Source organism: Bradyrhizobium sp. INPA03-11B (genome assembly GCF_040446015.1).
Lineage (GTDB): Bacteria > Pseudomonadota > Alphaproteobacteria > Rhizobiales > Xanthobacteraceae > Bradyrhizobium > Bradyrhizobium macuxiense_A.
The window spans coordinates 24,243-47,509 of sequence record NZ_JASGSR010000036.1; the positions used below are offsets into that span (position 1 = coordinate 24,243).

At 64.0% G+C, this 23,267-nt stretch carries 21 protein-coding genes; 12 read left to right on the forward strand and 9 right to left on the reverse strand.

Features of this window, described 5'->3' with window-relative positions; translation table 11 throughout:
* Positions 1-12: 12 nt before the first annotated feature.
* Positions 13-771, reverse strand: a complete 759-nt coding sequence (locus QMZ05_RS17350; RefSeq protein WP_146989288.1) for an acetoacetate decarboxylase — start codon at positions 769-771, stop codon at positions 13-15.
* Positions 772-1,078: 307 nt separating this feature from the next.
* On the opposite strand from QMZ05_RS17350, the gene QMZ05_RS17355 reads away from it, so the two are divergent.
* The 12 genes from QMZ05_RS17355 to QMZ05_RS17410 all read left to right on the forward strand — a co-directional run bounded on the left by QMZ05_RS17355 (position 1,079) and on the right by QMZ05_RS17410 (position 13,320).
* Complete coding sequence (locus tag QMZ05_RS17355; protein ID WP_353701892.1) at positions 1,079-2,101, forward strand: AraC family transcriptional regulator; 1,023 nt, start codon at positions 1,079-1,081, stop codon at positions 2,099-2,101.
* Between the two features lie 301 nt (positions 2,102-2,402).
* Positions 2,403-3,485 (forward strand): AraC family transcriptional regulator, encoded by a 1,083-nt coding sequence (locus QMZ05_RS17360; protein WP_353701851.1) that lies wholly within the window; start codon positions 2,403-2,405, stop codon positions 3,483-3,485.
* A gap of 180 nt (positions 3,486-3,665) precedes the next feature.
* Positions 3,666-4,475: an alpha/beta fold hydrolase gene (locus tag QMZ05_RS17365; protein WP_353701852.1), complete on the forward strand. Its 810-nt coding sequence runs from the start codon at positions 3,666-3,668 to the stop codon at positions 4,473-4,475.
* A 60-nt stretch (positions 4,476-4,535) separates the two neighbouring features.
* Complete coding sequence (locus tag QMZ05_RS17370; RefSeq protein WP_353701853.1) at positions 4,536-4,976, forward strand: phasin family protein; 441 nt, start codon at positions 4,536-4,538, stop codon at positions 4,974-4,976.
* Positions 4,977-5,014: 38 nt separating this feature from the next.
* Entirely contained in the window at positions 5,015-5,782 is a 768-nt protein-coding gene (locus QMZ05_RS17375; RefSeq protein ID WP_353701854.1) for an SDR family oxidoreductase, read from the forward strand.
* Positions 5,783-5,810: 28 nt separating this feature from the next.
* Entirely contained in the window at positions 5,811-7,520 is a 1,710-nt protein-coding gene (locus QMZ05_RS17380) for a long-chain fatty acid--CoA ligase (RefSeq protein WP_353701855.1), read from the forward strand.
* Positions 7,521-7,692: 172 nt separating this feature from the next.
* A complete protein-coding gene (locus QMZ05_RS17385; protein ID WP_353701856.1) occupies positions 7,693-9,240 on the forward strand; it encodes a wax ester/triacylglycerol synthase family O-acyltransferase in 1,548 nt (515 codons plus the stop codon).
* A gap of 97 nt (positions 9,241-9,337) precedes the next feature.
* Positions 9,338-10,675: an MFS transporter gene (locus tag QMZ05_RS17390; RefSeq protein ID WP_353701857.1), complete on the forward strand. Its 1,338-nt coding sequence runs from the start codon at positions 9,338-9,340 to the stop codon at positions 10,673-10,675.
* Positions 10,676-10,767: 92 nt separating this feature from the next.
* Positions 10,768-11,361, forward strand: coding sequence for an adenylate kinase (locus QMZ05_RS17395; RefSeq protein WP_353701858.1), 594 nt, complete (start codon positions 10,768-10,770; stop codon positions 11,359-11,361).
* Positions 11,358-11,675, forward strand: a complete 318-nt coding sequence (locus QMZ05_RS17400) for a hypothetical protein (RefSeq protein ID WP_353701859.1) — start codon at positions 11,358-11,360, stop codon at positions 11,673-11,675. Before QMZ05_RS17395 ends, QMZ05_RS17400 begins: the two co-directional genes overlap by 4 nt.
* A 4-nt stretch (positions 11,676-11,679) precedes the next feature.
* A complete protein-coding gene (locus QMZ05_RS17405; protein ID WP_353701860.1) occupies positions 11,680-12,477 on the forward strand; it encodes an SDR family oxidoreductase in 798 nt (265 codons plus the stop codon).
* Between the two features lie 66 nt (positions 12,478-12,543).
* The gene (locus QMZ05_RS17410; protein ID WP_353701861.1) at positions 12,544-13,320 is read left to right on the forward strand and encodes a hypothetical protein; all 777 of its coding nucleotides are present in this window, start codon (positions 12,544-12,546) and stop codon (positions 13,318-13,320) included.
* Positions 13,321-13,345: 25 nt separating this feature from the next.
* On the opposite strand, the gene QMZ05_RS17415 is transcribed toward QMZ05_RS17410, so the two are convergent.
* The 8 genes from QMZ05_RS17415 to QMZ05_RS17450 all read right to left on the reverse strand — a co-directional run bounded on the left by QMZ05_RS17415 (position 13,346) and on the right by QMZ05_RS17450 (position 23,242).
* Entirely contained in the window at positions 13,346-14,266 is a 921-nt protein-coding gene (locus tag QMZ05_RS17415; protein ID WP_353701862.1) for a LysR family transcriptional regulator, read from the reverse strand.
* Between the two features lie 1,545 nt (positions 14,267-15,811).
* Positions 15,812-16,603, reverse strand: a complete 792-nt coding sequence (locus QMZ05_RS17420) for a CPBP family intramembrane glutamic endopeptidase (protein ID WP_353701863.1) — start codon at positions 16,601-16,603, stop codon at positions 15,812-15,814.
* A gap of 308 nt (positions 16,604-16,911) precedes the next feature.
* Entirely contained in the window at positions 16,912-17,895 is a 984-nt protein-coding gene (locus QMZ05_RS17425) for an ABC transporter substrate-binding protein (RefSeq protein WP_353701864.1), read from the reverse strand.
* A gap of 39 nt (positions 17,896-17,934) precedes the next feature.
* Positions 17,935-18,309: a response regulator gene (locus QMZ05_RS17430; protein WP_353701865.1), complete on the reverse strand. Its 375-nt coding sequence runs from the start codon at positions 18,307-18,309 to the stop codon at positions 17,935-17,937.
* A gap of 334 nt (positions 18,310-18,643) precedes the next feature.
* Entirely contained in the window at positions 18,644-19,129 is a 486-nt protein-coding gene (locus QMZ05_RS17435; protein WP_353701866.1) for a hypothetical protein, read from the reverse strand.
* Positions 19,068-21,581, reverse strand: a complete 2,514-nt coding sequence (locus QMZ05_RS17440; RefSeq protein WP_353701867.1) for an ATP-binding protein — start codon at positions 21,579-21,581, stop codon at positions 19,068-19,070. The genes QMZ05_RS17435 and QMZ05_RS17440 overlap by 62 nt, the downstream gene beginning before the upstream one ends.
* 269 nt (positions 21,582-21,850) lie before the next feature.
* On the reverse strand, positions 21,851-22,078 hold the full coding sequence (locus QMZ05_RS17445) for a DUF1127 domain-containing protein (RefSeq protein ID WP_353701868.1): 228 nt from the start codon (positions 22,076-22,078) through the stop codon (positions 21,851-21,853).
* Positions 22,079-22,261: 183 nt separating this feature from the next.
* Positions 22,262-23,242, reverse strand: a complete 981-nt coding sequence (locus QMZ05_RS17450; protein ID WP_353701869.1) for an ABC transporter substrate-binding protein — start codon at positions 23,240-23,242, stop codon at positions 22,262-22,264.
* Positions 23,243-23,267: the final 25 nt, after the last annotated feature.

The window sequence follows — 23,267 nt, forward strand, 5'->3', positions numbered from 1 at the left end:
CGGAGCGTCCGCTCAGCGCGGTTGATCGAGATAATTGTGGCAGCGCTTGGCGCGGGACAGCGTCAGGTCGGTCATGATGTGGCTGCACGCGACGATCTCGCGCACCGGAAAGTCGGCCATCGGTGCCAATGCGTGGGCGAACAGCTCGAGCCGCGCCGGGCCGGTCCATGCGCCCTTGACGGTGATGTCGGTGATCTCGGAGCGCAGCAGCTCGCAGATGCGTGGCTCGCCCGCCGGCTTCGGGCTGTCATAGGTCCACAGGATCTTCAGCATGAAGGTCGGCACGCAGATCTCGGCCTTTGCCTTCTCGAGGTCCAAGGCACGGTGCTTGTAGCCCATCGTCGCGGTCGCAACCCGCAGCGTGCCGTAATCCATCGTGCCCACCAGCGTGTCGGAATCGACGTAGAGCTTCGGCTTGCCGATCACCTTGGGGTAGCCGCTGATTTCGCGGCCGGATGCCAGTGCCGGCAAATTGTCGAGATACATGGCGTGAAGGTATTCACCCTTCTCGTCGCCGAAGCGCACCTGGACCGCCTGGCCGCATTCGGTGTAGTCGCCGAGGCCAGAGGTGTCGGGCATCCGCATGATTTCCCAGCGGACCAGCGGGTCGTCGATCTCAAGCGGCTCGGGAACCACCGCGCGCAACGCTTCGATATCGGTGCGGTACAGGATGTTCAGGTATTCGCGGTTGGTGAAACGAAACGGTCCGCGGGGAAATGCCGGCGCGCCGATCGGCGTGGTCAGCTGCTTGAGAACGTCTTCCCGTCGCATCCGCTCCTCCCTTGATAACGCTTGGTCAATGCACGCCTCCGGCTGCATGCCGGTTGTCGGGCAAGGCATCGCGAGCCTAGCGATCTTGCGAAACGGAGAAAGGTGCGATTGGACCGCCGACCGGGTGACTTCCGGACGCGGAATGCGGCGCGTAAGGCCCGCGCCATGCGATCATTGCGTCGCGCACGCGATCGGGCTTACGCTCGGAGCGGTCGATCAATAGCAAGGGAGGAGCGTGCGGAATGCCAGGGGGCAAGCGGTCGTCATGACCAGGCAAGATCCGCAGGCCAGCGAATCGTCAAATCGAATGTTAGCCGGCTTCTCGCAGCGCATCTTCCCGCCGCATTCGATCGCGGCGATTGCGGCCGAGCTTCGCGAGCAGGGCATTGATCCATCGACGGTTCTCGAGGGGACCAGGCTTGGCATCACCCAGCTCGAATCCCATACCACGCGAATATCGTACCGGCAGCTCGACACGGTGATCCGCAATGCGCTGCGGTTGGCGAAGGACCCCGCTATTGCGCTGCACTCGGGCGCGCGAATGCATGTCACCGCCTATGGCATGTATGGATACGCGCTGCTGAGCAGCGCAACCCACGCGGAGGCGCGCGACTTTGCGGCGCGGTACATCCGCGTGGTGGGGCCGTTCTGCGATTTTGGCCTCTCCTATAATGGTGAAAGAGTGGTGGCAATCTTCCAGCCCATGCACTGGCCGAATCCGACCGAGAGCGTGCACCGCTTCGCGGTGGAGTTCGCGCTGGCCGCGCACCTGACCACCATTCGCGACCGTTCCGGTCAGAGCTTCGGGTTTTCGCGCGTGCTGCTCGACTATGCGCCGCCGCCGTCCACCGCAGCGTATCAGAGCCTTTTCCAATGTCCGGTGCTCTTCAATCAACTTCATTGCGGATACGAATACGCGCGCAATGACGGTCCGCGGGCGCTGGCGGATCCGCGAACCCATGCCATGGCGCGGGAGATGTGCGAGGAGATCCTCGGCGAGGTCAATCGCGCCGGCGGTGTAGCCGCAGATATCCGCCGGCTCTTGATCGAGCAGCCGGGTCGCTATCCAAGTATCGAAGCGATCGCCGAGCAGCTCGACATCTATCCCCGGGCGCTGCGGCGCCGGCTCGAAGCGGAGGGGACTTCATATCGCGATCTGCTTGCAGAGGTGCGCATGCGGCTTGCGATCGAGTATCTGCGCAAGACGCGCATGACCAATGAGGAGATCGCGAGCCGGCTGGGCTACAGCGACGCGGCCAATTTCCGCCACGCCTTCTTGCGCTGGACCGGCAGGAATCCATCCGAGTTCCGAAGTGACGAGGGGCTGTAACCCCGGCACATCCAGGGGAGCTCTGTCCGTAGTTCACCGCCAAATTGGCTCAATCGAACCTTTTGTGCGGCCAAGGCGCGCTTATGCTCGGCGCCGTGATTGCGCTCGCGATCGCGTTCTCCCTACTTGGACCGCCCTCCCTCGGCGGTCTTTCTTTTGGCCGGCCCTGTCCGGAATTCACCTTCAAACACGACCAATCGAACCTTCCGCTGCCCGGTCCGGCTTACTAGCCTTCCAGCAGGTAGCGAGGAGCCGGATTGCGGTGCTGACGAACAGACGCTGAAGGCGGACGAGGAAGCTCGTGTATCACCCGTCACCAAATCTCCTGCAGTGTCTCTATTCGCCGCAACGGATCGCAGCGGTGGTGGATGTCCTGTCTGAGGACGGGATCTCCGCGTCGCGCACGCTCGGCGGCGCCAATTTGAGGAGTGCCGACCTCAGGGATTCGTCAGTGCGCGTCTCCTATCAGCAGGTCGAGACCGTGTTTCGCAATGCGATGCGGTTGTCGCGGGATCCGGCGATCGCGTTTCGTGCCGGTGCACGAATGCATGTCCTGGCTTACGGTATGTATGGTTATGCCATGCTGAGCAGCCCGACCCGCGCAAAGGTCATTGACTTCGCGGCCAAGTACGGCCGCGTCCTGGGTACAGTTGCCGACATCGACTTTACCCGCAAGGACGATACGGTGAGCTGCCTGTTCGACCCTCTGCTCTCTCGCGATCCGGCTCATGACGTCTATCGATTCGCGCTTGAGTTCGCCTTTGCCGCCTATCAGACCCTGAGCCGCGACATCTATGGCGGCTCGTTCCGCTTCTCGAAGCTCAGCGCCGCCTACACGACGCCGCCTCACGCCAAAGCCTACGATCGCATCTTTCAGTGTCCAGTCGAGTTCGGCCAATGCAAGAACGCGCTGGAGTTCGACACGGCCTGGATCGACCATCCGGCGGCTCGCCCCGACGAGACAACCAGGGCCATGGCGGGCCGAATCTGCCATCAGCATCTTGATCGGATCGGGCGTGACGATGGCCTCGCCGCCGACATCAGGCGACGGCTCCTCGAACATCCCGGCCGCTTTCCGAGCATCGAGGCAATGGCTGCGGAGCTCGCGATTCATCCGCGGACGTTCCGCCGCAGGCTACAGCTGCAGCAGCAGACCTACCGGCAAGTCGTCTCCGAGGTCCGCATGCAGCTCGCGGTCGGCTATCTGCGCAACACCCAAATGACCAATGACGAGATCGCCGCGCGGCTTGGCTACAGCGACGCGGCGAATTTCCGCCACGCCTTCGTGCGCTGGACCGGCAAGAGCCCGTCGGACTTCCGCAACGGCCGGGCATCGAGCGTCGCAGCGCGCGTGCAGGAATCATTGGCGGATGTCCCAAACTAACCGCTCAAGCGGGCCAATTGCACCTTTTACGCATTTGACCTGCCCGATAGCGTTTTGAGACCAAAGAATGCACGGCTGCGCGGTCGGATTGGTATGGAGCCGCTCGCGATGCGTGGCAGCGATTAAAAAATGACGGGTCGTGGCGGACACTCCACGCGATCCGGGAGGGGACATTCTGACATGAACACGGCCGTCGACCGTTCCGCGCCGCCGTCGCAACTCCTGTTCGCGCTCGAGATGCGCGGAATCTGGGAGCTGCAGGCCTTCTTCGCGAGCTATCCGCTGCTTCGGCGCGCACCGCGCGGCGATGGACATCCGGTGCTCGTGTTGCCGGGGCTCTCCGCCAGCGATATCTCCACGCGACCGCTGCGCGCCTACCTGAAGGCGCAAGGCTATGCGGTGCACGGCTGGAAGCTCGGGCCCAATCGCGGACCACGACCCGGCGTCGAGGCCGCCATGGATGCAAGGCTGGCCGAGCTCGCCGAGCGATACCAGCGCAAGGTCAGCCTGATCGGATGGAGCCTTGGCGGGGTCTTTGCGCGCGAGATCGCGCGGCGTACGCCCGAGCTGGTGCGTCAGGTGATCACGCTCGGCAGCCCGTTCGCCAACGAACCGAAGGCGAGCAATGCGTGGCGTCTCTATGAGGTCCTGAGCGAACGCCGTGTCGACGACTGGCCCGATCGGGATACGATGAAGCTGCCGCCGCCGGTGCCGAGCACGGCAATCTACTCGCGCACCGACGGCATCGTCTCGTGGTGGGGCTGCCGCGAGCAGCATGCCGACCGGACGCAGAACATCGAGGTCGAAGGCAGTCATTGCGGGCTCGGACACAATCCGGCCGTGCTCTATGCGATCGCCGATCGGCTCGCGCTGCAGGAGGCGGAATGGTCGCCATTCGACCGCAGTGGTCTCCGCGGCCTGGTGTACCCAGATCCTGATCGCGCCGACGACAGTCTCGCTCTGTTTCGGTCGCGCTCATCCGCGGCCTGACGCGCAGTCCACTGGACGGCGTTTCGCCGCCATCAGCCAAATACCAGAAGGAGGACATCGATGGGGACCGATGACAGCCAATCCGACGCAATGAGCATGGGCGCGATGCCGTGGCTCGGGGACCTGAAGAAAATGGCCGAGAGGTTCACGTTGCCCGGCATCGATATCGCCGCGTTGATCGAGTGGCAGCGCAAGGACATGGAGGCGTTGGCGGAAGCGAACCGGCAGGCCTATGAAGGCATTCAGGCGATGGTCAGCCGACGCAACGAGATCCTGCAGGAAACGCTCGCGCAGTGGCAGGCGGGAATGAAGGACTTCGCGAGCGGCGAAGCCATGACCAAGCAGGCGGAGAACGCCAAGCAGCAGGTCGAGAAGGCGGTCGCGAACTTCCGCGAGCTGTCGCAGCTGGAGGCGCAGGCGCGCAACAACGCCTGGAAAGTCATGCAGGACCGCATGCAGGAGAATTTCGCTAACCTTCAGAAGTTGCTGCAGCCGAAGTAGCGCTGCGCGCGCGAGGAGCCAACCCACCGGAGGATGCCATGAGCCTCGCCAAGTTGCAGGACCTGACCGGCCGCGTCGCGCTCGTGACGGGCGGATCGAGAGGTCTTGGTCTTCAGATCGCCGAGGTGCTGGGCGAGCTCGGCGCAAAGGTCGCGATCACCGCTCGCAAGCACGACGAGCTCGAGATCGCGGCCACGCACCTGAAAGGACTGGGGATCGAGGCGCTGCCGGTGGTTTGCGACATGGGCAGGCTGGAGACGATCCCACCGATGGTCGAGCAGGTCGTGGCCGCGTTCGGCCCGATCGACATCCTGGTCAACAATGCCGGTACGTCATGGGGCGCCCCAACGATCGAGCACACGCTCGACGGCTGGAACAAGGTGATCAACCTGAACGTGACCGCGATCTTCATCGCCACGCAGGAGGTCGGCCGCCGCTGTATGGTGCCGCGGCGGCGCGGCAAGGTGATCAACATCGCCTCGATCCAGGGACTGACCGGCTGCTATCCCGAAGGCACGCCGACGCTGGCCTACAACGCCAGCAAGGGCGCGGTCGTCAACCTGACCCGCACGCTGGCAAATGAATGGGCACCGCTCGGCATCAACGTCAATGCGATCGCGCCGGGCTATTTCCCGACCAAGATGACCGCGCAACTCGATCAGAGTGCGACCGCGCACATGGCGCCGATGAATCGCGAAGGCGGCCCCGAAGATCTCAAGGGTGTCGCCGCGCTGCTTGCCTCCGATGCGTGTGCATTCGTCACCGGTCAGACCATTGCGGTCGATGGCGGCGTCACGGCCGTCTGACCTGAGAGACCATAGAGGGAGAGATCTCATGAACGACATGCCCTGGATCCGATCCTATCCCGACGGCGTGCATTGGGATATCGAGATCGCTCCCGGACCCGTGCAGGGGATTCTCGACGAGGCCGTTGGCAAATGGCCGATGCGTCCTGCCATCGATTTCATGGGCAAGCGGATCACCTACGCCGAGCTCGGGCGGCTCACCGATCGCGTGGCCAAGGGTCTGCAGCTGCTCGGCGTGAAGCCGGGCATCCATGTCGGCCTCTATCTGCCCAACACGCCGCACTACATCATTGCGTTCTTCGGCATCCTCAAGGCCGGCGGCACCGCGGTCAATTACTCGCCGCTCGATGCCGCCAAGGTGCTCGAACACAAGATCGAGGACAGCCGCACGGATATCCTGATCACCCTCGACATGGCTGCGCTCTACCCGCAGACGGCGGCGATGCTCGGCAAGACGAGATTGAAGAAACTCGTGGTCGGTTCGCTTGGCGAGATCACGGCCGATCCCGACGCCGTCATCAACGAGATGAAGGCGGCCAAGCAACTGAGCGAAGTCAACTGGGATGATCATCACGTCAGCTTCGGCCAGCTGATCCACAATGACGGTGCCTGCGAGACTTATCCGATTGCCGATCCGCGCGAGACGATCGCCGTTCTGCAATATACCGGCGGCACCACGGGGCTGCCGAAAGGCGCGATGCTCACGCACGCCAATCTGACCAGTGCGTGCCAGCAGTACCGGGCCACAACGGCGGGTTCGCCGCCGGTGCTGGTGGATGGGCAGGAGCGTTTCCTGGCCGTCCTGCCGCCATTCCATATCTATGCGTTGTCCGTGAACGTGCTGTTCGGCGTCCTGATGGGCGCCGAGATCATCCAGCATGTCCGCTTCGATCCGAAGGCCGCGCTCGAGGAAATCTCGACGAAATCGGTCAGCGTCTTCTGCGGGGTGCCGACGATGTTCACCGCGCTGATCAACCATCCTGAGACACCGAAGCACAGCCTGCGCACGCTCAAATATTGCGGATCCGGCGGCGCGCCGCTGCCGCTCGAGGTGGCGCAGCAGTTCGCGTCCATCACCGGCTGCACCCTGAGCGAGGGCTGGGGCATGACGGAGACCTCGCCGAGTGGAACCTTCACGCCGGCGCAGCCGGGAGCGACGCGCAAGGCCGGCTCCTGCGGCATGCCGATGCCCGGGATCGTGATCAAGTTCCTCGATGTCGACAACAGCAGCAGCTACGTCCCGCTCGGCGAGCGTGGCGAAATCTGCATCAGCGGCCCCAATGTGATGAAGGGCTACTGGAATAAGCCGGACGCGACTGCCGAGGTCACGACATCAGACGGGTTTCTGCGCACGGGCGATGTCGGCTACATGGATGAAGACGGCTTCATCTTCATCGTGGACCGCACCAAGGACATGCTCCTGTGCAGCGGATTCAACGTGTATCCGCGTGTCCTCGAAGAGGCGATCTACAAATATCCGGCGGTCGAGGAGGTCGCCGTGATCGGCATCCGCGACGAGTATCGCGGCCAGTCGCCGAAGGCCTTCGTCAAGCTGAAGGCGGATGCCAAGCCGTTCAAGCTCGAAGAGCTGCAGGCGTTTCTAAAGGACAAGCTCGGCAAGCACGAGATGGTGCACGCGCTCGAGATCCGCGCCGAGCTGCCGAAAACCGCGGTCGGGAAGCTTTCGAAGAAGGAGCTTTACGACGAGGAGGAGCGCAAGGCCCAGGCGCAGGCATGAGATCGCCTGCGTGAGCCGGCCGACGTGCCGAGCGGCCGAGGGAGAAAGCCCAACCTCGGACCCCGTTCGGCAGTATCGGGCCCTGACAGAAATGCGATGACCGCGGCCCGCAAGGCTTGGGCACCGGTCGTCAGGTGCAGCGATTGCCGTCACAGCGCCACGGGAGGAAAGCATGGACCAACTCAGCAGCATGGATGCATCGTTCTTGCATCTCGAAACACCGGAAACGCCGATGCATGTCGGCAGCCTGATGATCTTCGATCTTCCCGAGGGCTACCAGGGCGACTACTACGAGGACGTCAAGGAGATGCTCGGCAAGCGGCTGCATCTCTCGGCATTGCTGAACCGCAAGCTGGCGCAGATGCCGTTCCAGCTCGCCGAGCCCGTCTGGATCGAGGATGACGATATCGAACTCGATTACCATGTCCGTACCGTCACCTTGCGGCGCCCGGGCACGATGGCACAGCTCGAGCAACTCGTCGCGCGGTTGCACGCCTCGCTGCTCGACCGCAGCCGTCCGCTCTGGGAGATGTACGTCATCGACGGCCTCGAGAACGGGCAGGTCGCGTTCTACACCAAGGCCCATCACAGCGGGGTCGACGGCAAGGCGGGCGTCGAGCTTGCCAAGGTACTTTATGACGTCACGCCCACGATGCGCGAGGTGCCGCCGCCGCGGCGCAAGCGTGCCGGCGCGCAATACCAGCTCGGTGTGACCGAACTGTTGCAGGCGGCGGCCAACAACGCGGCCCAGCAGTATCGCAAGCTCGCGGAACTGCTTCCGACGGCAGCCAAGGCGCTCGGCACTGCTGCAAGCGTGATGGCCAGTCAGCGGTCGGAGAAGGGGGAACGCTCGCTCAGTCTCGGCCTGGCGCCGAAGACCGTGTTCAACGATTCCATCACCAACCAGCGCTCCTATAGCACCATGACGTTGCCGCTCGCCGACATCAAGGCCCTGGGCAGACGCGTCGGCGGCACAGTCAACACCATTGTCATGGCGATGTGCAGCATCGCGTTGCAACGCTTCCTTACCGAGCGCGGCCTGCTGCCCAAGGAAGCGTTGATCGCGATGGTCCCGGTCAGCCTGCGCGCCGAGGGCGACAAGGCGATGAACAATCAGGTCTCGGCGGTGCGCGTTGACTTGGCGACCGACATCGACGATCTGCCGACCCGCTTCAAGGCGATCCATGCCTCGTCCGAGGCGGCCAAGGCGGTGGTGCGCGAGCTCAAGCCGGTGCTCGGCGTGGATGTGCCGATCACGGGCTCGCCGTGGCTGATGACGGGGCTCGCTTCGCTGCTTGGCCGCTCCAATCTCGCAAGCCGCCTGCCGGCGGCTGGCAACGTGCTGATCTCCAACGTGCCGGGACCGGGGCAGCATCTCTACATGGCGGGCGCCCGGATGGTGCACTATTTCCCGGTCTCGATCCCCTATCACGGCAGCGCGTTGAACATCACGGTGCACAGCTATGCCGGCCTGCTCGAGTTCGGCCTGACGGCGTGCCGACGGGTGCTGTCGCAGGACGAGTCCTACGAGATGATCGAGCATCTGCGGGCGGCGTTGCGCGAAATCGAGGCTCTGCCGCAGGTCGAGATCGTCGAGTTGAAGACACCGGGTGCCGATCAATCGAAGGTCAAATCCACGGCGGCAGCTTCGGTAACGGTCATTCAGCCGGATGAGACCGCGCCGGTTGCCGCAAACGACAAGGCGAGCCGGGCCAGCTAGCAAGCCCGGCGGGTTGGGCAATCACGTCCCAGGCGGTCGCGGCACGGCCGGATCGCCGCCGGGTTTCGAAATTGAAGAACATTTGGAGGAAACCGCAATGCACCCGTCCGCTGCGAGCAAGGGATCGCTATCTCTCCTGGAGAGCCCTGCGCATAAATCGCTGTTCTCGAAAATCGATTGGCGCCTGATACCGCTGTTGCTGATCGCCTATATGATCGCTTATCTCGACCGCATCAATATCGGCTATGCGCAACTGCAGATGAAGCAGACCCTGCCGTTCGACGAGGCGGTGTACGGCCTTGGTGCGGGTATCTTCTTTGTCGGCTATTTCCTGTTCGAGGTGCCGAGCAACCTGCTCCTGGAGAGGATCGGCGCCCGCAAGACGTTGTTGCGGATCATGCTGCTGTGGGGGCTGGCGGCAACAGCGATGATGTTCGTGTCGACGCCGTTCCAGTTCTATCTGGTGCGGTTCCTGCTCGGTGTGTTCGAGGCCGGATTCTTTCCCGGCGTCATTCTCTATTTTACCTACTGGTATCCCTCGGTGCGACGGGGGCAGGTGATCGCGACCTTCATGTCGGCGACAACCATCGTGTCTGTGATCGCCGGTCCGCTATGCGGCTCGATCCTGAAATACTTCGACGGTGCCGGCGGCCTTCATGGCTGGCAGTGGCTGTTCCTGGTGCAGGGACTGCCGGCGCTGGTCCTCGGTGTCCTTGTCTATGTCCTGCTTGAGGACAAGCCCGAACAGGCCGCCTGGCTGTCGAAGGATGAGAAAGCCCTGCTCGCAGAGTCCTTCCAGCACGATGAGAAGGATGTCGAGAGCGAGCCCTCGGGGACGTTCGGGCAGATGCTGAAGGACCCCAAGGTCTATGTGCTGTCATTCGTCTATCTGCTGCTGCTCGGCGCGACCTACACGATGGTGTTCTGGCTGCCGACCCTGATCCAGAGTTGGGGTGTCAAGGATCTGTTTCTCGTCGGCGTATATGCCGCGATCCCGAATGCCGCAGGAGTGATTGGCATGATCTTGATCGGCCGCCATTCGGACAAATGGCACGAGCGGCGATGGCATTATGCCGCTTGCGTCGGCATAGCTGCTCTCGGCCTGCTGATCACGACGCTGCTACAGGGGAACCTGGTCGGATCGATCCTCGCGCTGTCCTTTGCCGTGATCGGAATTGCGTCGGCGACGCCGCTGTTCTTCGCGTTGACCAGCGAGTATCTCTCCACCGGCGCCGCCGCCGGCGGGCTGGCGCTGATCAGCAGCCTCGGAAACCTCGGTCCGGCTATCAGTCCCACGATCAACGGCCTGATCGTGCGCAGCACCGGCGACAACATCTACAGCATGTACTTCGTGATGGCACTCTATCTGCTGTCCGGATTGCTGTTGCTGCTGTCGGTGCGGCCTGCGCCGAGTGCGCGATTGGCGATGGCGTGACAAGAGCTCCGGCGAGGCTGCCAGCGGGCGGGGACGAGTCACCCGCTGCTGGAGGCCGTCGCAATGCCGTTGGCGCGGATATGAGTATCAGGATGCAAGCGATGAGGATTGTTCTGCTGGGGCCGCCTGGCGCAGGCAAGGGTACGCAGGCGCGGCGCCTCGTTGAGGAGTACGGCATCCCGCATCTCTCGACCGGAGATATGCTGCGCGCCGCAGTCGATGCGGAAACCTGCATCGGACGGAAAGTCAGGGAGACGATGGCGAACGGCGGGCTCGTTCCGGATCAACTCGTCATCGCCGCGGTGATCGAACGCATCTCGCAACCGGACACCGAGCGCGGCTTTGTGCTCGATGGCTTCCCACGGACGATCGCGCAGGCGGTCAGCTTCGACGACCTGCTCGATACTGAGGGCCTCACGCTCGACCATGTCGTTGAGCTCAAGGCGGATGAAACGGTGTTGCTGGACCGGATCGAGAGAAGGGTCCGCGAAACGCGAGAGCAGGGCGCCGCGGCGCGCGCCGACGACAATCATGAAACGCTCAAGGCACGCATCGACGCTTACAACGAGCAGACGGCGCCGCTGGTCGACTATTATCGCTCGCGGAGCCTGCTCCGGAGTGTCGATGGGCTCCAGCCGGTCGAGGTCGTGGCCTCGGACGTCTTCAGGGCGATCGCCCAAGCTTGATCGGGGATGTGATGCCGGCCACGCGAAGTCTCGACCCGCGATCCGGACCGTCCGGCCATGTCGTCCGGATCGAGGTGCTTGAGCCTCTGCGCAAGTCGCTGGGCGAGGTGAAGGAAACGGCCGATCAATTCGAGCAAGCTCAGGCGCTGTTGCGGGCGATCGAACGGTTTTCCTGCAAATATGCCGTCGATCGGAGGAGCGCCGGCGCGCCAGTCGATCCGGTCCATCGCGACCACCGCCGTCTGGTACGCGGCAAGATTCTCGCCCGCGTCATTCGCCGATCGCGCAGATCTGTCCTGGCAGCGAAAGGATAACCTTATGTCGATGAGCGGAAATGAGGGGCAGTGCGCGCTGGTGACCGGCGCGTCGGGCGGTATCGGGCTCGAGCTCGCACGCGTGCTCGCGGCTAACCGCTTCAGCCTCGTACTGCTGGCGCGCAGCCGCGACAAGCTGCAGGACATTGCCCGCGAGCTCAAGGCCGATCACGGCACCAGGGTGACTATCGTCGCCGCCGATCTGAGCGAACCGCTGGCGCCGCACGCAGTGTTCGATTCGCTGAAGGACGCCGGCGTGCGGATCGACCTTCTGGTGAATAATGCCGGTCTGTTGTTCGAAGGACGCTTCGGCACGATCGGCCTCGAGGACCAGTTGCGGCTGCTGCAGGTCAATATCGTGGCCATGACAGCGTTGACCCGCCTCTTCCTCGAGCCGATGCTCGAGCGCAACGGCGGGCGGATCCTGAACGTTGCCTCGGTTGCGGCGTTCATGCCGGTGCCGAACCTTGCGGTCTATGCCGCGTCCAAAACTTATGTGCTCTCGTTCGGCGAGGCATTGTCGCAGGAATTGAGCGGCAGCAAGATCACACTGACGACGCTGTGCCCCGGCGTGACGGACACCGGAATGGTCCATGGCACAAATCTCGGCAACATGCCGAGCATGATGATCATGGATGCGAAGACCGTCGCACTGGAAGGGTATCGGGCGTGCATGGCGGGGAAGCCGGTCCATGTCGCGGGACTTGCCAACGAACTCGCGGTGCAATGGATCAAGTATCAGCCGAGCTGGCTGTTGCGGGCAATCGGCGGCGTGTTTGGAAAGGCCGCAACGTCGGGATGAGAGCGGCCTGCCGGCCTGCATCCCCGGCACGGAGCGCAGTTCTGGCCATCAACAACGGACATAGTCATGGGACCTGAGGAGCAGACCGTCAAACCACCATCGCTCGCCTTGCTTGCCGCCGAGGGGCGCGGCTTGCTCGACATTCCAGCGCTGCTTGCCGTCGCGGCGCCGCTTCTGGCGACCGCGCCGCGAGGGCAGCCGCACCCGGTGATGGTCCTGCCGGGATTGGGCGCCGATGACCGGTCGACGCTCGCGATTCGCGCGTTCCTCGAGTTTCTCGGCTACCAGGTCCATGGATGGGGCCGCGGCCGCAATGTGCGTGCGCCAGATGCGGATCTGTCCGCGGTGGCGGCGCGCGTCGTCGAGCTCGAACAGCAGAGCGGTTCGAAGGTCAGCCTGGTTGGTTGGAGCCGCGGCGGCATCATTGCCCGCGAGGTCGCGCGGCAGGCTCCTGCGTCGGTGCGTACGGTCATCACGCTTGGCAGTCCGTTCGCGGCACCGGGCGCGAGCAATGTCCGCGCGATCTGGCGGCTTCTGACCGGACAAAAATACGAACCGCCGACACTCGCGCGGATCAGCCGCCTGGCGCAGCCGATTCCGGTGCCGGCGACATCGATCTACACACGCACCGACGGCGTGGTGGCGTGGCGCGCCTGTTTGGAGCCGGACGGCGGGGAGCGCGAAAACATCGAGGTGAACACGACACATATCGGGCTTGGCTTTCACGCACCGGCACTTTGGGTGATTGCCGATCGCCTCGCCCAACCGCCCGGCACCTGGAAGCCGTTTCGTCCGGCGTCGCAAGTTGCGATCTGGTTTCCTGCAACGACGCGCCGCGACTAGATCCTGTGAGTGCGCGTTTGCCGGTTTATCGCGCGCCGCTTGCCGGTGCGCGCATCTCGCCGACCATCATCCGCAGCAGCTTCATCGCGGCGGCAGGCAACGTGCGTCCCTGGCGCGAGACCACATGGGTGCGGCCGCGATGCAGCAGGGCATTCCTCAACGGCAGCGCCGTCACCTTTGCGGCATCGGCTTCCGTCATTGCAAGGCGCGAGACCAGCGCATAGCCGAGCCCCGCGGTCACGTAATGGGCAAGCGCGTCGAATGAGGCGGTCGTGAACGCGAAATTGAGGCGGACGCCTTCGCTGATCTCGGCGGCCTGGATGTGTTGGCGCAGGCCGTAGTTCGGATGCATCGCGGCTCCCGGATATGGCGCGAGGTCGGCGAGCCTGAGCGGCCGACCGAGCTGGATCAGCGGATGTCCGCGCGGCACCATTGCCTTGATTGGATGCGGCTGCGAATGATGTGAGCACAGCCGATCGTCCCGGGGCGGATTGAAGAGGACGCCGATATGGGCGCGTTCGCTCACGACCTGCTGGACAATCTCGTCGGTGCTTCCGATGTCGAGGCTGATCGTGATCTTCGGGTGGGCTTGCATGAAGCGGCACAGGCTGGTCTTGGCCAGCCAGTCGACATAGCCTTCACCCGTCACGACGTCGATGTGACCCGTCTCGACCTTGCGGATGCTGTCCATCTGCGCGAGCAGTGCCTGCCGTTCGCTCTGCTGGCGGTGCAGGTAGGTGGCCAGCAGTTGGCCGGCGTCGGTCGGCGCAACGCCTCGGCCCCGCCTTTCGAGCAAGCGTGCACCGTATTCCTGCTCGAGCAAGCTAAGCGCCCGGCTGACCGCCGAGGCATCCATGCCGAGGGCGCCGGCGGCGCCCCGCACGGAGCCGCTATTGAGGACCTCCATGAAATAGTGCAATCGGCGCGGCTCGAGTTTGGCGTTCATCGACACAGCCCTGATCATTGCAAGCAATGCAACGAATATTCAATTATGCGGCTATTTATGCAAGGACGCCGCGGCGGCGCCAGGATGGGGCCAGGCATTGGGCCCAGCACGAGATCATGAGGATGCAGCACTGCTGAGCTGAGAACAAACGTCACGCCCTCCGGTCCGGCTTGAAGCGGGATCGCGGCATCACTTCGGTCGAACGCGATCACGTCGCCGGGCGGCTGCGCCACGCGAAGTTGGGGAATGATTTTGGCTGAGCCCTCGGGGCCGTCCGTCTTCGCTCTCGCGTCGCTCAAGCTTCGCCGGACACGCTTCGCCCTTGCAGCCTTGTCGTGGCTGCGCCACGCGAAACCCCCAAGGGCGAAGCGTGGTGCCCCTGGCCGACAATCGCCCAGTATTGTAAGTAATTGAATTCAAAATAGTTTTCATCGGCAATTGCTGCCGATACCAACACAAATACCAACAACGTGACGCTTGGTTGTAGCGCGCAAAAATAAGAGCAGGCAGGGACGGTAGCCACCGCGGCGAATAGCGAGCACCATTGGATCGGGCGCCTGAACTTCCGGCCGTGTTCGGTGGTTGGCGGCGTGCTCGCTTAGCTCAATCCGCGATAGACGCGCCGCGCCTCGCAGTCTCGGCCGCCGATGAGAAACGCGACGTCATGGCCCAGGATCTTCTACGCCAGATTTCGAGTTTCTGCGATCTCGTGCGACCGGCAGTGGCGCTCCGCCTCGAATCCGGCGCTCATGAGAGTTTTGGCCAGTTGTTTCCGCGCGTAGAAGATGCAGCTCTTGGCGGTTGCCTGCGGGATGTCGAGTGGCGGCTCCTCTCTCGGCGCGTTGCGTGAGATGCTGCACCTGTCTCGTGTCAGGGGCGGCCGATAGATCGCAAGTTCGGCTACCATGGGAAGCTACGATAGCCGTTGGTTACCGGGCGCAATGGTCCGCCAGGTATCGACCACGAGGGTGGCGATGGCGGGCAGGCCTTCTTTGGTCGATGTTCGGATCATGGTCATGGGCGACGTCGCTATCGATCAATGATCGGGTCGTCCGAGCGGTGCAGCGCTCCGGCGGAGACACGTGATCTCGTGTGGTATGCATGCTATCCCGACATTGGAGCAGTCAATCGTCCCATCGTCGTGGCGGGCGCAAGCGCGGCAGCCATCCGTCCATGAATCGCAAGTTTCTCCCGGACCTTGAAACACGCTCGGGAGCGGCGAGGATTCTTCGGCCACCCGGTCGCGGCGCGCTAAGTCGTGCGAATGGGACGCAGATCGAATGCCGTTCACGACCAACAATGTGAGCGCCAGTGGGACAATGAGGTGTCGCAACGGCCTAGGCACGATTGTACTCCTTGTCTGCGCATCGGTCTCTCGGCGAGCGCCTTGGATCGCCAGGCCCGTGGAAGATTCTGCATCGAAGAGCCGTGCCTTCGTCGGCCTGCGCGGGTGCTGCCACGGCCAACACCGCGCCGGCAAGCAAGAACCTGGATCGCATCATGGGCGACACTCCCTCGATGAATGCGCGGTGAACCGAGCTGCCCTCATGGCCAACCATGCCGAACGGCCAGCACGGTCAGCACGGTCAGCGCGATATTCACGAGCGCGTGCGTGATTATCGCGGCGATGGTGCTGCCGCTGCGCCAACGCACGAAGCCGAAGATCAAGCCGAAGATGAAGGGGCTGATCAGCGCTCCCAGGACGACTTGGCCGCCCTGGATGTAGTAGTGATAGTGGACCGCAGCGAAGAACAGCGCGCTGACGAGCAGGGAACCGCCATGGCCGAGCCGCGAAGCGGCAAGGCCACGCCAGAGAAACCCGCGATAGGCCGTCTCTTCGACCAGCGGCGCAAAGATCGCAGCAGGCCAGTACTTCAACACGTACCACCAGGGCCACATGCCGGGGGCGATCATCGCCTGGTAGTCTTCGACCGGAAGGTTGTTTCTGAGGCTACCGGTCGCCAGATACGGTATGCCGCGCAAAACGACTTCGGCTACCAGAAACGTTCCGATCGCGAGCTCAACAGCGGCGGCGCGCGGCCTGCGCAAATTGCAATACGTGGCAAATGACTGGCGCGCGATCCGTACCGCGACGAGCAGCACGATCAATGGCGTGACCCACGAGAGGGTGATGACGAGCACTCGCGGCAACGGCGTGCGGTCGAGGCCGAGATCGACCAGCGCGCGGATCACTTCGGCCGCCGCCACCCAGAACAGCGACGTCCAGGCACCCCACGGACGGAAACCAGCGTCCCCCGCGACGAGCGCCATTCCAGGCCGATCGGCCGGCGCGCCGCTTTCTTTCCCGAAGTGAATGATTTCTTCGCCCTTCGACACTCGATGCTCCATCTCGACCTCGATCGCACCGCATCGGGAATGACGACCATGCAAACCAGACCGCGCGAGCGCGTGCTACGCGCGCGCCGATCGTTCGGGCCGCGGAGCGCTGCGCTTGAGGCCTCGCCTGCCGCCTGTCACCCGGACAGCATGCCGCGTATGGCCGGGCCAGGCCTTGGGACGAATCTTAATTGTTATGAATCGCGGCACGATCGTTCTGTATCCGGCTGCGCGGAAGGCGAGAAGCCGACGGACCCTCTCGGCTGCGACAACCGCGATCGGGTCGGCGTGTGGATCCAGGTCGCCAACTACTCAATCATCTCGTTCGCCATCACCCGCAGTCTCGGCGTGACGACGAGACCGAGGGCCTTGGCCGTCGTCAGGTTGATCACACACTCGAACTTGCTCGGTAGCTGCACCGGCAGGTCGGCCGGCCGGGCACCGTTGAGAATGCGATCCACGTAGGACGCCGCGCGCCGGTAGACGTCGAGATTGTCGATCCCGTACGAGATCAGTCCACCGGCTAGCGCGAAAAAGCGCAGCGAGTAGATGGCAGGAACGCGATGCCGCGCTGCCTCGGCAATGATCGTCGCGCGATGCGTCGTGTTGAATACGTCCGGTAGCGCAATCAGGCCGCCATCGCCATTGCGGCCGATATTGCTGATGGCCTGGCTGATCTCGTCGTCATCGTGAACGTCCGCCGTCAGCGCCTCGATGCCGAGAGCGGTCGCCGTCGTCTTGATGGACTTTATGAACAGTGAGGGGGGTTCGGTCTGTGGATTGGAGAGGAGCGCGACGCGCGCGATGTGCGGAGCGATCTCGCGCAGCAGTTCAAGCCACTTGCTGCCGATTGAAGCCTCGAAATTGGCGAGCCCGGTGACGTTGCCGCCGGGCTGCGCGAGGCTGGCCACCCAGCCGCGCGCGACGGGATCGCCGTAAGTTACGAACACGATCGGGATGGTCGTCGTCGCGTCGCGCAACGCCGCGATCGCCGGCGTGCCGCTCGTCAGGACCGCGTCAGGCGCCTCCTCGACCAGCGCGGCCGCCTCGGCCCGCATGCGCTGGATGTCGCCGGCTGTCCAGCGGACATCAATCCGAAGATTGGGGCCCTCCGTCCAGCCAAGCCCGGCGAGGGCCTCGCGGAACGCCGCCACGCGCGCTTGCGCCGAGGCGTCGGCTCCATCGACGCCCATCAGCACGCCGATATGGCGCGGCCGGCTGGTGGAACTCGCCGGACGCGGAAAGCCCGCGACCATCCCGGCAAGAAACGTCATGAAATTGCGGCGTTTCATTCGATCCTATCTTGGTCGCATCGTGTCGCGCGGACGGCCTCACCGTCGCTCTCGCAAGATATGCTCGATCTTCGCCAGAAGGCGATCGAATTCAACCGGCTTGGTGTCGAATTCGTCGCACCCCGCGGCGAGCGCTTTCTCGCGCGCGCCGGCGAGCGCGTGGGCAGAGAGCGCGATGATCGGAATGGCGCGCGTCGCCGGATCGGTCTTCAGACGCCGCGTCGCCTCCCAGCCGTCGACCACCGGCAGGCCGAGATCCATCAGGATCAGGTCCGGCCGCTCGGCGCGCGCGACCGCGATGGCGCTCTCGCCGTCCTCGGCGACGAGCAACTGGTATGCGCCCAACAGGTCGAAGCGCATGCAGATGAGGTAGATGTTGTCCTCGTTGTCTTCGGCGTAGAGGATTTTCGGCACGGCTGTTAAGGTCCTCGTCGCACCCCTGGGCACAAATTCACGGCAGTCGGCGCCGATGAGCGCGGCGCGCTGGCGCCTCCGGGGTCTTTGGGGCAATCCTGAAATGTCATAAATGCTCCGAACAGCTCTGCTACGGGCTACATTTAGCAGAGCCACCCGAGCGGCGTTACAACATTTTGCGTCAGCCGGGAACCTCTGCGCAACCATCAAGCGACGCGCGAGACAGCCTGTATCTCACGCCGCGCAATATTTGAACAGCATGTCATGCCCGGACATGCTCTCGGCGATAAAGCGATCCCGCCAGATCGCCGGCGTCGGCGCGACGAAACGTCTGCTACGACCGGTCACCGCGACCAGTGCCGCGCGCTGCGTCCTGTACGATTTTCTGCACATGGGTGAGCGATACGCCGAAACGCGCACCGATGTCCTTGTAGTCAAGCTCGACGGCGCGGCCGTCCGGCGTGCCGGCCATCAGGGCGAGCTTGAACAGCATCAGGATCCCGAACAGCATCATGTCCGGACTGCCGCCCAGAACCTGGGCGCCGTGCCCAGAGACGCTGATTGCCGTCCGACGCAGTGCGCGCCGAACCTCCGGATGGTATCGCATCACTTCGCCGTAGCCCGGATCGGGGAACATCAATTGCAACGGCAGATAATTGGCGGCAAGCCAGTCCCGGTCGTGCGAGAGCAACTTTGCGGTCGGCGTTAGAAGGCGCAGGCGACCGTCGCGTTGCGAGAGGATCGATTCGAGAAAGCCGTTATGGATCAGCAGCGCGACCAGAGTTTCGATGTGGCGCGGGCTCGGCTGCCTGCTCCTCACCGCCGGCCCCGGCGGGCAGGCGGACCGAAAAGGTCGAGCCCTTGCCGGGCTCGCTTGCGACCTTCACGTCGCCACCCATCATGCGCGCGAGCCGGCGCGTGATCGCGAGCCCGAGCCCGGTGCCGCCATAACGGCGCGCGGTCGAGGGATCGGCCTGGCTGAAATCCTCGAACAGCTGCTCCTGCTGCTGCGCCGTCATGCCGATGCCGGTATCGGCGACCGTGAAGGTGATCCAGTCGCGCGCACCCGCGGTCACGCGCGCCGCGCTCAACGTCACCTCGCCCTGTTTGGTGAACTTGCAGGCGTTGCTCAGAAGGTTGAGAAGGATCTGGCGCAGCCGCGTCGGATCGACCGTGAGCGAGCCGAGCTTCTCCGGGACGCGCAGGCTCAAGCTGTTCTTGTTCTGCTCGGCAAGCTGGCGCGCCGTGCCGAGCACGTCATCGAGCAAGCTCGCGAGATGGACGCGCTCTGGCGCGATGTCGAGCTTGCCGGCCTCGATCTTGGAAAGATCGAGCACCTGGTTGATCAGCGCGAGCAGGTGCGTGCCGGCGCGATGCACCCGGCGCAGCGGCTCGGATGCCTTTTCGGTTCCGAAGCGCTCCGCGTTCGAAACCAGCATCTCGGTCAGTCCGATGATGGCGTTGAGCGGCGTGCGCAGCTCATGACTCATATTGGCGAGGAACTGGGACTTGTGCTGGCTCGCGAGCTCGAGCTGGCGGCCCTTCGCCTCGATCTCGGCGAACAGATGGGCGTTGCGGATCGCCAGAACGGATTGCGCCGCAAAGGTCTGTAACAGCTCGATCGTTTCGGCCGGAATCTGATCGGGCGCCTGCTGGTTCACCACCAATGCGCCGATGAGTGCGCCGTTCGCCGGATCGTGCAACGGAATCGTCAACGGCGCAAGAATGCCGATGCGATAGAGCAGCGCGCGCACCTCCGTGTCGGGCTCGAGGTGAACGTCAACATGGAAGGGGCGGGCGCGATTGTCCTTCCCCACGCGGTGCTGCAGGTGGCGCTCGTGGTCCGGCTGCGCGCGCAGCAGCGCGAGCTCCTCGGCGCTGATGCCGTGCGCCGCACGCAACTGAAGCTTTCGTGTTGCCGGATCGACGACATAGATTCCGCCTGATTCCATGCCGGCGAGCGAAATCGCATTCGCCAGGATGGCCGACAGCACGGTCTGCAAGTCAATCGTCGAGTTCACCGCGCGTGTCACCTCACTGAGCGCGCGCAATTCCGCGACCGAGCGTTCAAGCTCGGCGGTGCGGCTTTCGACCTTCGTCTCGAGATCCGCGTAAGACTCCTGCAGGCGGCCGGCCATGTCGTTGAACTGATCGGCGAGCGCCTCGAGCTCGTCGCCGGTCTTCACCGCAATACGCTGAGAGAGGTCGCCGGCGCCAATGCGCGCAGCGCCAAGCTGCAGCGTCTCGATCGGTCCGACCATGCGGCGCGCCAGGAACATGCCGGCCAGCGCCGCAAAGATCAGGCCGGCAAGTACGATCAAACCGAGGCGATAGAGCGCCGCGTAGAGCGGCGCATAGGCCTCGCTGATCGGCAGCTCGACGAAGACATGCCAGCCGAGCGGATTGATCGGCGCCGAGGCGGTAAGCACGATCTCACCCCGAAGGTTTTTTGCCTGGCTCAATGTGTCCGGCTGGCTGGCATCGCCGCGCGGTCCGCGCGACAGCGCCGCGCGCACCTGCGGAAGCTGCGAGACATCGATATTGCGCAGCACCTGACTGATATCGGGATGCGCGATCAGCCTTCCCTGCCAGTCCACCACGTAGGCATGGCCACCCTCTCCGACCTTGATCTGCGAGACGACGTCCCAGATCAGCTTGAGATTGACCTCGGCGATGCTCACCCCGGCGTCGCGCCGTGCGCCCGCGACTGCGAGGGTCATGTAGGGTTCGGACTCGCGGCGGAAATAGACCGGCCCGTAGTAGACCTTCCGCGCGACCGTCTCGGTGAACTTCGACTCGCGCGACAAATCGAGCCCGCTGTCGATCACGTCCATCCCGATACGCGAAACGCGAAGACGTTCCTTGCCGGTGGCGTCCGTCTGAGCGAGCTCGGTCACCGCAGGGACCTGCCGCAACAGCCGCAGCGCATCGAAGCGGCGTTGATCGAAGACCCCAGCAGACCAGGGCAATTGCGTTGTCCAACCGAGCTGGCCCTCGATCTCCGTGATAAACTGGCTGATCTTGCCGGCCGCGGCCGTGGCCTGCTCGCGCTGAATGCGGACCAATGCCTGGCGATGCTCGCGATAATAGGAGAGCGCATCGAATACGCCGCTGAACAGCAGCGCGACGGTGACGACCGCGACGAACAGTGTTGCGTATTTAACGAACAGCCGTCTGCGGCGCGGCCGCACGGCTCCATCAAGCGACGACGTGTCCGTCGCCCCAGCACGATCAGCGGCGCTGCGCTCTTCGCTGTGGCCCATCACTGTCATCGGGCCACCACGTTAGCACGCTCGATTGCTTTGTCTTTAAAATAAGTTCCCGACGGGCCGCGCAGATCACCGCGTTGCCCGCATCTGCGCCATGTCGGCGCTCGGCTCGAGGTTTCCACCCGTCTGCCGGACCACCGCGCCGATCGCCAGGAGACCGGCCACGTGGATGCAGGCGATCGTCAGGACGACTGTTTGACAAACGGCCAATCGTTGCCGGCCCGGCAGGCATTGAATTGCGCGGGCATGGCGTTGCTCCAAACTGCCGCAGATTAGCTCAGCCAGAATGGCTTGCGCACCTCTTCGGCTGCCTCCACGCGCGATACTCCGATATCGCGCAACTGGTCGTCGTCGAGTTCGCCGAGCACGCGGCGGTGGTGCGCGCGATTGCTCCAGATCGTCACGATCCGCCACGCCATGGCGAGCAGATCGACGACGCGGACGCGGTCGCCCTGCATGCGATGGTTGACGACTTCTTGCCCGACGAACGGATTGGCCATCGGCACGATGCTCCTCATGGGGTTGCGGCGCTGGACAGCGCCGGGGCGACTTTCATGGGAGCAGAATGGCGCGATCCGCCTGTGTAATCTTTGAGGTGGGTCTGAATTGTTATGAATTCGGGGGCGAGCAGCGCGATAGGGAGAAGTTCGATGGTGACCGCACTATGCACCACTCACTACTCGCTACTCGATCACCTCATCGGCCAACGTCAGCAGCGTATCGGGGATGGTGACACCTAGCTGTCTGGCGGTCTTGAGGTTGATGATCAGCTCGAACCGGGTCGGCTGCTCGAACGGCAGATCGCCGGGCTTCACGCCTTTGAGGAGCTTGTCGACGTAGGTGGCGCCGCGGCGAAAGTGCTCGCGAATGTTGGTCGCGTAGGAGAACAGGCAGCCTGCGCGCGTCATCTCGCGGAAGCCGCAGGCCATCGGCATGTTGACCGCTGTCGCCGCCGCCGCCAGCCGCGGCCCGTTGCGCCAGAACATCTCGGAGTCGAGCACGATGACGGCATCGGCCGACCATTGCCGCATCGTCTCGAAGCTGGTCTTGAAGCCCTCCGGCTCGCGCACGTCGAAAACGCGCACGACGAATCCAAGGCTCCGCGCGGCCGGCAGGATCGCGTCGAGCATCAGCGGCATCAGCGGGGTACCCGGCTCGCCGAGCAGGGCGAGGCGCGTCGCGCCGGGAAGGATTTCACGCAACTGCTGCACACGCCGAGTCGCAAGCTCCGGCGACATTGTGGCAAGGCCGGTGATCGTGCCACCCGGGTGCGCGAGGCTTTCCGCCGCGCCAACGCGCACCGGATCGCCGGCGACCGCCACCAGGATCGGCGTATCGCCGGCGACCGGCCGTGCTGCCAGGGCGACCTGCAGCGTCACCACGATGATAATGTCGACCTTGGCGCGGATCAGCTCTTCGGTGCAGCCCGGCACGGCGCCGAGGTCGCGCCAATAGGCACGCGTCTCGAACACCCAGTTCTTCCCTTCCTCCCAGCCGAGCTCGCGCATGCCCCCGCGAAAATACTGGGCGAAATCCGAGTTCACCGCCGGGAAAGGCAGCAACAGGCCGAGCCGCGCGACCTTTCCGCTCTTCTGTGCGCGCGCAAGCGAGGAAGCGGCGACGACGCCGCCGATACAGGCGGCGATGAAATCCCGTCGTCTCATTCGATGACCTCGTCGACCTGCACGG